Below are 11,461 nucleotides of genomic sequence, written 5' to 3' on the forward strand. Positions count from 1 at the left end.
GCGTCGCGGACCTTGCCCTCGAAACCCGAATAAGCGTGGATGATGTACCAGCGTGCCACGTCTCTAAACCCTTACTTGGTCGCGAAGCCGAGGAGCAGCTTGACCAGCGCCTCGAACCCCGAATCGATCACGAAAAAGAAGATTCCCAGGATCAGTGTCATGATCATCACCATCACACCGGTCATGATCGTCTCGCGCCGGGTCGGCCAGACGACCTTGCGGGTCTCCGCGCGGACTTGCTGGATGAATTCGATCGGGGATGTCTTCGCCACGGATGGTGACCCTTGCTTGCGTTGTGCGACACGCGGGACATAGGCCCGCCGCCCGCTCCCGTGAAGGGCCGGACGACAAGACAATCCCGATGTCGGATTGACGGGGTGCTTAGCGTGAGGTGTGCGAGGGGGCAAGTGCCCTCGGTGCGCGAAGGGCGGGGTGGAGGGAAACCCCGTCGCCACCGCATCGGATCGGCGCTACGCACCATGTCGGAAAAGAGGTGCGATGCGTTTGGCGTATATCGGATGGCTAGTGGTGAGCGGGCTGACGTTGGCGCTGGCGGCGTGCGGTGGGAAGGACGCTCCGGCCTCCGCCACCCCCGCGGGCGTCGCCGCGTTCACCACGATCGACTTCGCGCACGTCGCGAATTACGCCGCGCCGGCGCTTCCGGCCTATTTCGACCGCACGGTGAAGGCGCTGGACAACAGCCCACCCGCCAATCCCAACAATGACAGAGTAGCGACGCTTGGGCGCGTGCTGTTCTACGACTTGCGGCTCAGCACCAATAACCGCACGTCGTGCGCGTCGTGCCATCAACAAAAGTACGGTTTCACCGATCCGATGCGGTTCAGCAACGGGATCAGCACCGCCGCCACCACCGATTTTCACGCCATGCGGCTCGGCAATTTGCGCTACTGGCGGCCGGGTACCACCTTCTGGAACCGGCGCGCGCCCAGCGCGGAGGCGCAGGCGAGCCACCCCTTGCACAGCCTGGTCGAAATGGGCTGGGGCGGCGCGGCGGGCGGGTTCGACGCGCTGACCGCCAAGATGGGCAAGACTGCCTATTATCCCGACCTGTTCGCCTGGGCGTTCGGCAGCCCGACGATCACCGAACCGCGCGTCCAGCAAGCACTTGCCCAGTTCGTGCGCGCGATGATCGCGAGCTCCAGCCGGTGGGACGCGGGCTATGCGCGGGTCTTCTCGCCGACCGCACCGAACCGCGCGCTCGACATCGACCTGCCGAACTTCAGCTCCCGAGAAAATCGCGGCCGGCATCTGTTCATGGCGGCTGCCGGGCAGGGCGGCGCCGGTTGTTCGTCATGCCATTTGCCGCCGACCTACGCCTTGGCGGCGACCGCGCGTAGCGATGGGCTGGACGCCGGCGAGGTGCGACTGTTCAAGGCGCCATCGCTGCGAAACGTCGGGCTGATGGGGCCGTATATGCACGACGGCCGGTTCACGACGCTGGCGCAGGTCGTCGATTTCTACGACCACGGCATTCAGGACGGCCCTGCGCTCGATGACAGGCTGCGGCAAAGCGGGCGCCCGCGACGGCTCAACCTGAGTGCCGACGACCGCGCCGCGCTCGTCGCGTTCCTGATGACGCTGAGCGACCGCGTCCTTCCCACCGACCCCCGCTTCGGCGACCCGTTCCGCCCGGGCTACCGAGCGTATTAGGCGCGGATCGAATACAGGACCGCGTTGCTGATCGCGTACACCGCACCGTCGGCGCCGACTGCGGTCGGGGTATAGGCCTGGCCCAGCCCGGCGTTGAGCCGGATGTTCTGCGACAAGGTATTGGTCGTCAGGTCCCAGCGATACAGCACGCCGTCCTCGTTGTTGGCGAGGATCGACTTGCGCGCCGGATCGGCGGCCATCGTGTTGATGCACCATTCGCGCCGCGCAGTGGCCGATCCCGTGTCGAGCGTCGGCCCGAGGATCGTCAGCACTTCGCGCATCACCGATACGCTTGGAACGATCGGGTCGGCCTGGCTCGCCCTGGGGTCGAGCACCGCAAGCCGGTTGAGCCCGTCGCCTGTCCCGACGCCATTGTAATTGTTATATTTCACCACGAGCAGATAGGTCGACGATCCGCCGTACGACGGCACCATCGATGCCGGAATCACGCTGGGCGACACGTCCCAGCCGAAGCTGCCCGGCACGCCCACCGGGCTGAGCAGCGCGTCAAACTGCAACAGCCAACCGCGCGCATTGTGCGTCGGGAACGTACCTTCCAGCACGCCGTAGAACACGCGGCCGTCGCTGCCGACCACCGGCGTCGCGGTGCCGTCGTCGCTGACTCGCGCCGGGGTAAGCGAATTGGGGTCGGTCAGCGCGACCTTCGCGCGCGTCGCGAGCGTCGTGCTGTTGAGCGCGAGCAGATAGCCGCGCTGCGTGACGCCGGCGACCACGTCGGTGTTCACCGCGATGTATACCGTTGTGCCGTCGCTCGAGAGGGCGGGCGCGCAGTTCATCGCGGGCTTCTTGATCGCCGCATCGCCCACCGCCGCGGCGGCGCCGACCCAAATGCCCGTTCCGTCGGGCGCGACGCGCGCGATGCCGCTGACCAGCCCCGCCGGGTTCGTGCCGGTGACCTGGAATCCGAAGAAGATGTTGCCATTCGCATCGGACGTGAGCGGCGTGTTGATGAACACGGTGCCGTCGAAGGCGGCGGGGTTCGCGTTGTAGGCGGTGGCGCCATAGAAGATTTGCGCCGCGAACGTCCCCGTCGCCGCATCCGCATCGGTGCGCATCAGCAGCTTGCCGCCCGATCCGGGAGCATAGAGCCGCGCCTGCGGCGTCAGCAGGACGTTGTACGGCGGCACCCAATTGTGCGGCGGGCTGACGTAGTCGGTCGCCGTCGCCCAGATCGCCGTACCCGTCGCACCGTTGCGCCCCTCGACGCGGTAGCCGGCCGTCGCGCCGGTCTTGACCGGAATCACGACGGTGTTGTTCGTCGTCACGATCGGCGATCCGTAATGCGTCAGCAGCGAACCCGATGACGTATATTGCGGCGCCATGTCGACCGGTGACGTCCAGGTGATGCGGCCCAGATCCTGCGAGGCGATCGCGCTAACCGCGGTATGTTGCGCATCGTGGCCGTAGCTGAACCAAGCGGGCCCCGACACCGGCGAGGGAGGCGGCGGTGGTGGCGGCGGTGGAGGCGCCGGCGATGTCCCGGTGGCGCCGCCGCCATCGCCGCATGACGCGAGAAGGACGGACGACGACAGCATCGCAAGCGTAGTGCGACGCGAAACAACGACGGGAGGGGGCAGGGATACATTTTTTCGGCTCATGGGGTCAGCCTACCGCTTGCCGCGATGAAATGCACCAACTGCCGCGACCCGATGTGTTTCCCGTGCGGCATATGTGGCGTCCTTCAGACGCGATTTATGCCGTGTGGGATGGATTGGTGGGCGAACCGTTCGGCGCGACCTCGTTCCGTTCGGATCAAGGGCTTTGGCAGGGGAGCTCGGATTCGAACCGAGGGCCTTCGGTTTTGGAGACCGACGCTCTAACCAGCTGAGCTACACCCCTGCAGCCGACGCGGCTCCTAACTTCCCCGCGACAGGAGCGCAAGGCTACGCCGCCGCCGCGTCGTCCCATCGCCGCGCCGCTAGCGCGCGCGCTTCCGTAACCGGCAGTGGCCGGCCGAAATAATAACCCTGGACCTTGGTGCAGCCGAGATCCTGGATCATCTGATGCTCCTGCTCGGTCTCGACGCCTTCGGCAGTGGTGGCCATGCCGAGCGATTGCGCGAGCGCGACGACGGCGCGGATGATCGCGATCGGCTCGGGCTGGCCCTTCGACGCGCCCTGGACGAAGCTACGGTCCACCTTGATCGTCGAGAACCGCGTGCGCGCGAGATAGCCGAGCGACGAATAGCCGGTGCCGAAATCGTCGAGGCTGAGGCGCACGCCGAGATCGAGGATCCGCTCCAGCACCTGCACCGCGACGGTACCCTCGCGCATGAACACGCCTTCGGTCACTTCGAGCTCGAGCCGTTCGGGCGGCAGCCCGCTATTGGCGAGCGCGGAGGCGACCACCGCGACGAAGGCGGGGTTGTGGAGCTGTTCGGGCGACACGTTGACCGCAACGCGAGTCGGCGCTGGCCAGCTTGCGGCTTCGTCGCACGCTGAGCGCAATACCCATTCGCCCATCGGCCCGATCAGACGCGCGTCCTCCGCCAAGGGCACGAACTTGGCCGGGGACACCACGCCCAATTCGGGATGCGTCCAGCGCAACAGCGCTTCGAACCCGGTCAGCCCGCCGGTCCCGGCATCGACCACGGGTTGGTATTCGAGGTGCATTTCGCCCTTTTCGAGCGCCTGGCGGAGCGCCATTTCGAGCACGCGGCGCTCCTCCGCCTTGACGTGAAGCTGCGGCTCGTAGGTGTTGAACGCGCCACCGCCGGCATCCTTCGACCGGTACAGCGCCAGGTCGGCGGAGCGGATCAGCATTTCGGCGGTGCGGCCGTCGCGCGGCCCCGACGCGATGCCGATCGACGCGCCGATATAGAGCGTGTGCTGGTCGAGGTCGTAGCGCGCGGACAGCGTATCGATGATCGCCTTGGCCAGCCGTTCGACACGCCCGGCATCGCTCGCGTCGCGGACCACGACCGCGAACTCGTCGCCGCCGAGCCGCCCGATGATCTCGTTGTCGGTGACCAGCCTGGCGAGCCGTTCGGACACGCGGCCGAGCAAGCGGTCGCCGACCGGGTGGCCGAGCGAATCGTTGACCGCCTTGAAGCGGTCGAGGTCGATCATCATGAACGCGCAGCGCGTACCCCATTTTTCGGCGTCGGCCATCGCCTTGGCGAGTTGCTCGTTGAGGTGGAGGCGGTTGGGCAGCCCGGTCAGCGTGTCGAACCGGGCCATGCGGTTGATCTGGTCGGCCGATTCGCGTTGGGCCGTGACGTCGGATCCGACCCCGCGAAAGCCGATGAACAAGCCGCTATCGTCGTGGCGCGGGCTCGCCGTCAGCGCGAACCAGCGCTTTTCGTCCTTGACCTGGACGGACAGCAAAAGGTCGCGAAACGCTTCGCGGCCTTTCAACTTTTCGGCAAGCGCGTGCAGCCCGGGCGAAAAGTCGCCCGACTCCCAGCGTTCGGCGGCCAGCGACTGGAGCAGCGGCATGCCGTTGATCTTTATCGGATCGAGGTTGACCGAGCGGGCAAAACGAGGGGAGGCGCGGACAATGCGCCGCGCCGTGTCGGTTTCCCACAGCCAGTCGCCATCCTCTTCCTCGAATTCGCGCAGCAACAGGCTGACCGTTTCGTCGCGTTCGGCCAGACCGATCTCGTTGGCGCGGATCACCACCAGCGCCTTGCAGCGCTGAAAACAGCCGAGCATCAACAACCCGACGAACAACGCCGTCGCCGCGCCGAGCAACGGGCTGCCGAGCATCAACAGCATCGTCACGATCGCCGTGCCCAGAATGCCGAGGAAGCTGAGCGTCGCCAGCGGCAATGCCGCCATCGCGACCGCGGACGCGGTCATCATCACCGAGAGCAGGATCCACAGTCCCATCGCGGTCCCGATGTCGGCATTCGCCCCCAAGGCGAGCGGCGGAACCGACCAGACCGCGGCGAGCGCCACGCCCTCCAGCACGGTATCGCGCACGTCGCGCAAGGTCGCGGTGCTGGCATCGCGGTGCCGCGTCGCCAGCCTGCGCACCGCGACCGCGACGCCGACCGCGCCAGTTACCACGCCCCAGCTTACCAGTAGCGCGCGCGATGCGTGTCCATCGAACAGCATCACGATCAGCGCGGCGCCAATCAGGTTGGCGGCGAGCAGGAACAAGGCGAGCTGGCGACCGGCATGGAGCTGCGCCGCGCGGATCGGGCCCCAATCGGTGGTGTCCGGCGGGTCGTACAGCCCCAGCAACGCGCGGACGTCGATCCGCGGCTTGGGAAATTGCGAAGATTGTTCCGAACTCACGCTCCCGCGATTAGCGGATGAGGGGTTATCGAACGGTTAGGGGAAGGGCCGATTTGGCGGATTTATCTACGCCGCCGGAGAGGCGTTCCCCGTTTTGGGTGGGGAATTAGGTGCCGGTGTAATTGGGAATCGCTGCTCGCTAGCCGACTGGCCGTGTCTTACGCCGCGATATCGTACGGCTTGATCTCACCCGCCAGATACAGATTGCGCGCCTTGGCCCGCGACAACTTCCCCGAGCTGGTGCGTGGCAGGGTGCGCGGGGGGATCAGCTCGATCACGCAGTTCATGCCCGTCACCGATCGAACGCGCTCGCGGATTTCGTCGCGCAGGCGGACGCGTTCGGCTTCGTCGCTGCTGCGGCACTGGACCAGCACCGCGGGGGTTTCCTCGCCGCCCGGCGTGGTGATCGCGAAGGCGGCGATGTCGCCCGCCTTGAAGCCCGGTAGCTGCTCGACCGCCCATTCGATGTCCTGCGGCCAATGGTTGCGGCCGTTGACGATGATCATGTCCTTGGCGCGGCCGACGATGTAGATGTAGCCGTCCGACATATAGCCCATGTCGCCGGTGTCGAGCCAGCCGTCGGCTATGCACGCGGCGGTCGCATCGGGGTCGCGGAAATAGCCGACCATCAGCGACGGCCCCGCGCACCACACCTTGCCGATCGCGCGCTCGGGGAGCGGGGTGCCGTCCTCCTCGCGAATCTCGATCTTCATGTCGCGCGCGGGCTTGCCGCAATTGACGATCGCGCGGTAGCGTTGGGGCCGGTCGCGGCGGCCAGCCTGGCCGGAAAGTTGCGTTTCCTCAACCAGTTCGACACGGATGCCTTCACCCGGTGGCATGATCGACACAGCCAGCGTCGCCTCGGCCAGACCATAGCTCGGCAGGAACGCGCTGGCCTTGAACCCGGCATCGCCGAATGCATCGACGAACGCCTGCATCACGTCGGGGCGGATCATGTCGGCGCCGTTGCCGGCGACGCGCCAGCGCGCCAGGTCGAACCGGTCGCTCGCCTTGGTCTGGCTCGAGATGCGGCGCGCGCAGATGTCGTAGCCGAAGGTCGGCGAGTAAGAGAGCGTGGTGCCCGGATTGCGGCTGATCAGGTCGAGCCAGGCAAGCGGGCGCCGCGCGAAATCCTCGGTCTTGAGATAATCGGTGGAAACCTGGTTGGCGACGATCGAAAGGAAGCAGCCGACCAGCCCCATGTCGTGATACCAGGGCAGCCACGACACGCAGCGGTCGCCGTCGCCGACATGCATTCCGATCGAATGCGCGGCGAGGTTCGACAGCAAGGCGGCATGGGTAATGACGACGCCGTGCGGAAAGCGCGTCGATCCGCTCGAATATTGCAGATACGCGACATCGTCGGTCTGCGCGGTCGGCAAATCGGTGTCGGGGGCGGCGCGCTCGGCGAAGCTCGCCCAGTCGATCCCCTCGACGTTCTGGTTCTTAGCGGCTTCCGCGCACATCGCGCCGATTTCGGGCGGATAGATCAGCATGCGCGGGTCGCAGCTGCTCAACTGAACAGAGAGTTGGTCGATATAGCTTTGCGCACCGCCGAAACTGGTGGGGAGCGGCAGCGGCACCGGCCAGGCGCCGGCATAGACCACGCCGAAGAACAAAGCGGCGAATTCGGCGCCGGTTTCGGCGATCAGCGCGATTCGATCCTCGGGCTTGATCCCGGCGGCGATCAGACGGCGCGCCATCGCCAGCGCGTCCTCGCGCAATTCGGTGAAGGTGTAAGCGCGCGTCAGCGTGCCGCGCGGATCGTGGAAATTGAGTCCCTTGGTTCCTTGCGCGGCATAATCGAGCGCGTCGCCCAACGTGGCGAAATCGGCGAATCGCCGCGGCAGCGCATCGTCGCTCGGCGTCGGGTTAAGCCCGGCCGGTCGTTCGCTCGTCGCCACGTCGGTATTCGAGTTCATCGTCATGAATTAGCGCCCATGTTTCGTGCGACTGCGTTCGTGCGCGGCCGCATCCATGCCATCGTTACACCCCTGCGGATGGCAAGCGTTCAAAATCCGTTGGCAGTGTGGCACAATCAAGGCGGTATGCCGCGAGTTCCCCGTCGTCCTGTCCCTCCGTTGGACCGTCCTGCCCTCGAACGGCTGGCGCTGCGCTATGTCGAGCGCTTCGCAACGACGCGCGGACGGCTGAGCGATTATCTGCGGCGCAAGATCCGCGAGCGCGGGTGGGAGGGCGATCCGGTCGACCCGCAGGCGCTGGCCGAACGCATGGCCGAACTGGGCTATATCGACGATCGCGCCTATGGCGAGGCCAAGGCGACCGCGATGGCGCGGCGCGGACTGGGCGCGCGGCGCGTGGCCGGAGCGTTGCACCAGGCGGGCATCAAGGGCGAGGATGCCGAAGCGATCGCACCGGGCATCGAGGAGCGCGCGCTGGGCGCCGCGATCGCCTTTGCGCGGCGGCGGCGGATCGGGCCGTTCGCGGAAATGCCGCCCGACCGGCTTTTGCGCGAAAAGCAGATCGGTGCGATGCTGCGCGGCGGTCACGCCCCGGCGCTGGCGCGGCGGATCGCCAACATGGCGCCGGGCGACGATCCGGGCGAACTGGAAGATTAGGGTCTGAACTCAGGTGGCACGCGGTCGTGACGGAGTCGATTTTGGTGTTGGGCAAGGAGCAAGGAGGGAGCGATGCCCCTGCGCATCGTGACCGACGCAGCGACGCTGTCCCAACGCCAAAATCGGCCCGCCGCGAAGCGGTCGCCCGGAGAAGCCCGCTGGACGGCGTCACTTGCTTGCGCGTAGCCCCGGCTACGCGACGGCGCTGCGTTCCTTGCCAACGGGCTTCTCCGGGCGATCACGATCCGCGTGCCACCTGAGTTCAGACCCTGGAACGATATCGTAACGACCCGCGCCCGAATGCTTGGTTTTTACAGCGAACCTGATACATTCGCGGGGCAGGGGGTAAGTGTGCGCGTAGATCCGCAGCCGGAACAGGGTGAACGGCCGTTGCAGCCGTCCGAAGAGCCTGTCGCCGCGCCGGCGCCGGCCAATGATGAATCGCGCCACGCCGGTACGGTCAAATGGTTCGACGTGACGCGCGGCTTTGGGTTCCTGGTCGATGACGGGCAGGCGGGCGACATCCTGATCCATTTTTCGGTGCTCCAACCGCACGGTCGGCGCAGCTTGCCCGAGGGCGCGCGGCTCGAATGCCTGGCTGTCCAGCGCCAGCGTGGGCTTCAGGCGACCGAAATCCTGTCGATCGACCTGTCGACCGCGATCGAACCCGCGCCGCGCCCGCGTGCCGAGAGCGATCGGGTCGATCCGGTGGCGATGCTCGACGAGGCCGGCGAATTCGAAGCGGTCGCGGTGAAATGGTTCAATCGCCTGAAGGGCTATGGATTCCTGGTGCGAGGATCGGATTCGGCGGATATATTCGTCCATATGGAAACGCTGCGCCGCGCCGGCCTGCATGAGGTGGAACCCGACCAGAGGTTGCGCGCGCGGATCGTCGACGGGCGCAAGGGTCCGCTCGCGGTCGTGGTCGAACAGGACGATTGATTACATGAAATTGTATGGGGTTTTGCTGCCGCTGGCGCTGTGCGCGTTGACGGCCGGATGCGCGACCGGCGATGCTGCGGGCAACACCGCCACCGCGGTCAGGACGATCGCGGTGACGATTACCAGTACCAACGGAACCCACGCCTTCCAGGCCGAGCAGGCCAAGACCGCAGCGGAGCAGGAGCGCGGATTGATGTACCGCACCGCGCTGGCCGACGACTATGCCATGCTGTTCTGGCCCTATCCGCCCGACGGACCGCCGCGCGTCGCGAGTTTTTGGATGAAGAACACCCCGAGCTCGCTCGACATCATCTTCATCCGTCCCGACGGCACGATCGCGACGATCGCCGAAAACGCCGTGCCGCAGGACGAGACGCAGCTGTCGTCGGGCGAGCCGGTCAGCGCGGTGCTCGAGATCAAGGGCGGGCGCAGCGCCGCGCTCGGCATCGCCGCGGGCGACAAGGTCAACTGGGCGAAGTAGCTTCGGTGAAGGTCGGTTGGTAGCTGACCGGAAAGTTCACCGACCGAGCGATGAAGCAGAATTCGTGGACTCGGCCGTGAAGCTCGGCGGCGAGCGCCAGATCGGCGCCGGTCGCGACGGTGATGTCGGGGCGCAGCACCGCTGAGACGAACCGCCCCGCGCCCGATTTCAGCGTCTCGCCATGCCCGACCGGGCTGTCGCGATACTCGAGCACGACGATCCCGGCATTGCTCGCGAGATGCAGATACCAAAGCATGTGGCACGCCGACAGCGCCGACAGGAGCAAATCCTCCGGGTTCATTTTGGTCGGGTCGCCGCCGAGCAGCGGGTCGTTCGAGCAATGCACCACCTCATGCCCGTCTACCGCGATGTCCCACGTGCGGTCGTACCCGCGATACCTCCGCGTGCCGTCGCCGCGATTGCCCGTCCACACGATGCGCGAGGTGAAATCGTGGTTCATGCCGCTTGTCCCCTTATCGACACCCGGCTAATCGCTCCGCCCATGGGCATCAATCTCAATCCCTTCACCTGGTGGAACGGCGCGAGCTGGGGCACGATGGTGGGGCTGATCGGCAAGACTCGCGTCGGCGGGGACGAGCTGGGCAACGTTTATTACAGCGGCGGCAGGGATACCGCGGGCAATCCGCGCCGCTGGGTGATCTATAGCGGCGCCAACGACGCCAGCCGCGTGTCGCCCGACTGGTTCAGTTGGCTGCACCATCAGATCGACGACGTGCCCGACCGCTCATTGCCCGCGCCGCGCCGCTGGGAAAAGCCTGCCCTGGCCAATCAAACCGGCACCGCGCTCGCGTATCGCCCGCCCGGTGCGCTCGAAAAGGGTGGCAAGCGCGCGCCTGCGACCGGCGATTACGAAGCCTGGACGCCGGAGGGATGAACTGGCGCCGAGTCGCCGGTGTCGCCGCCGCGCTGGCCGGGGCCAGTGCGGCCGGATGGGCCGGGTATCAATGGTACCAGGGGCCATCGTCATCCGCGCCCGTCGCGGCGGCCAGCGCGCCGGCGACGACGCTCGACGATACCACCGTATCGGGCGGAGTCGAGACGGTCGATGTATCGGGCGATCCGACCAACCCAGAAGCGGGCACGACGCCGATGAAGGATCGCGTCGCGGTGCTCGGACTGCTCAACAAGCGCAACGGGCTGGCGCGCGACCTGACGCTCAAGCCCGGCCAGGCGATGCGGATCGGCAATGTTGTGGTGCGGCTGCGCGCGTGCGAGCAGACCGCGCCGTGGGAGCAGGAGCAGCTGACCGGCGCGTTCGTGCAGGTGCTGGTGCGCGGCGTCGACAAGCATTGGCGGCGGACGTTTTCGGGCTGGCTGTACAAGGAACGCCCCGCGCTGAACGCGGTGGAGCATCCGATCTACGACGTGTGGACCAAGAGCTGTGCGATGACTTTCCCGGCGACCGGGCCGGATACCGCGCCCGTGGCGGACGCCTTGCCGGCCAAGCGATCGAGCGCGCGGAAATCGCCTGCCGCCGCCGAGGGGGCGGCGGAGGCTGCACCGAC

11 protein-coding genes and 1 tRNA gene are annotated in these 11,461 nt (G+C 66.7%); 6 read left to right on the forward strand and 6 right to left on the reverse strand.

The annotated features are described in order from the left end of the window. Window positions 1-71: 71 nt before the first annotated feature. Window positions 72-272 (reverse strand): preprotein translocase subunit SecE, encoded by a 201-nt coding sequence (gene secE, locus JWM94_RS14705; protein ID WP_299428681.1) that lies wholly within the window; start codon window positions 270-272, stop codon window positions 72-74. Between the two features lie 226 nt (window positions 273-498). Here secE and JWM94_RS14710 point away from each other — a divergent pair, with 226 nt between their 5' ends. Beyond that, window positions 499-1,671, forward strand: a complete 1,173-nt coding sequence (locus JWM94_RS14710) for a cytochrome c peroxidase (protein WP_299428685.1) — start codon at window positions 499-501, stop codon at window positions 1,669-1,671. On the opposite strand, the gene JWM94_RS14715 is transcribed toward JWM94_RS14710, so the two are convergent. The 4 genes from JWM94_RS14715 to JWM94_RS14730 form a co-directional block, all read right to left on the reverse strand. Next, window positions 1,668-3,122, reverse strand: a complete 1,455-nt coding sequence (locus JWM94_RS14715; RefSeq protein ID WP_299428688.1) for a hypothetical protein — start codon at window positions 3,120-3,122, stop codon at window positions 1,668-1,670. The two genes, JWM94_RS14710 and JWM94_RS14715, sit on opposite strands and share 4 nt — an antisense overlap. 332 nt (window positions 3,123-3,454) lie before the next feature. Then, window positions 3,455-3,531: transfer RNA gene (locus tag JWM94_RS14720), tRNA-Trp, on the reverse strand. A 44-nt stretch (window positions 3,532-3,575) separates the two neighbouring features. Then, on the reverse strand, window positions 3,576-5,933 hold the full coding sequence (locus tag JWM94_RS14725) for an EAL domain-containing protein (RefSeq protein ID WP_299428692.1): 2,358 nt from the start codon (window positions 5,931-5,933) through the stop codon (window positions 3,576-3,578). Window positions 5,934-6,091: 158 nt separating this feature from the next. Continuing rightward, window positions 6,092-7,861, reverse strand: coding sequence for a fatty acyl-AMP ligase (locus JWM94_RS14730; RefSeq protein ID WP_299428695.1), 1,770 nt, complete (start codon window positions 7,859-7,861; stop codon window positions 6,092-6,094). Between the two features lie 120 nt (window positions 7,862-7,981). Between JWM94_RS14730 and JWM94_RS14735 the strand changes: the two genes are divergently transcribed. From JWM94_RS14735 to JWM94_RS14745, 3 genes are all read left to right on the forward strand, one after another. Continuing rightward, on the forward strand, window positions 7,982-8,512 hold the full coding sequence (locus tag JWM94_RS14735) for a RecX family transcriptional regulator (protein ID WP_299428698.1): 531 nt from the start codon (window positions 7,982-7,984) through the stop codon (window positions 8,510-8,512). A 390-nt stretch (window positions 8,513-8,902) separates the two neighbouring features. Next, window positions 8,903-9,454, forward strand: a complete 552-nt coding sequence (locus JWM94_RS14740) for a cold shock protein (RefSeq protein ID WP_299428713.1) — start codon at window positions 8,903-8,905, stop codon at window positions 9,452-9,454. A gap of 4 nt (window positions 9,455-9,458) precedes the next feature. Beyond that, a complete protein-coding gene (locus JWM94_RS14745) occupies window positions 9,459-9,935 on the forward strand; it encodes a DUF192 domain-containing protein (protein WP_299428701.1) in 477 nt (158 codons plus the stop codon). On the opposite strand, the gene JWM94_RS14750 is transcribed toward JWM94_RS14745, so the two are convergent. After that, the gene (locus JWM94_RS14750) at window positions 9,919-10,395 is read right to left on the reverse strand and encodes an OsmC family protein (RefSeq protein ID WP_299428704.1); all 477 of its coding nucleotides are present in this window, start codon (window positions 10,393-10,395) and stop codon (window positions 9,919-9,921) included. The genes JWM94_RS14745 and JWM94_RS14750 overlap by 17 nt on opposite strands. Window positions 10,396-10,437: 42 nt before the next feature. On the opposite strand from JWM94_RS14750, the gene JWM94_RS14755 reads away from it, so the two are divergent. Beyond that, the gene (locus JWM94_RS14755) at window positions 10,438-10,830 is read left to right on the forward strand and encodes an NADH:ubiquinone oxidoreductase subunit NDUFA12 (protein WP_299428707.1); all 393 of its coding nucleotides are present in this window, start codon (window positions 10,438-10,440) and stop codon (window positions 10,828-10,830) included. Next, window positions 10,827-11,461, forward strand: a 635-nt coding sequence (locus tag JWM94_RS14760) for a DUF2155 domain-containing protein (protein ID WP_299428710.1), incomplete at its 3' end; no start/stop codon positions are given. The genes JWM94_RS14755 and JWM94_RS14760, both read left to right, overlap by 4 nt.

This window comes from Sphingomonas bacterium (genome assembly GCF_028289855.1).
In the GTDB taxonomy this organism is placed as follows: Bacteria; Pseudomonadota; Alphaproteobacteria; order Sphingomonadales; family Sphingomonadaceae; genus Sphingomonas.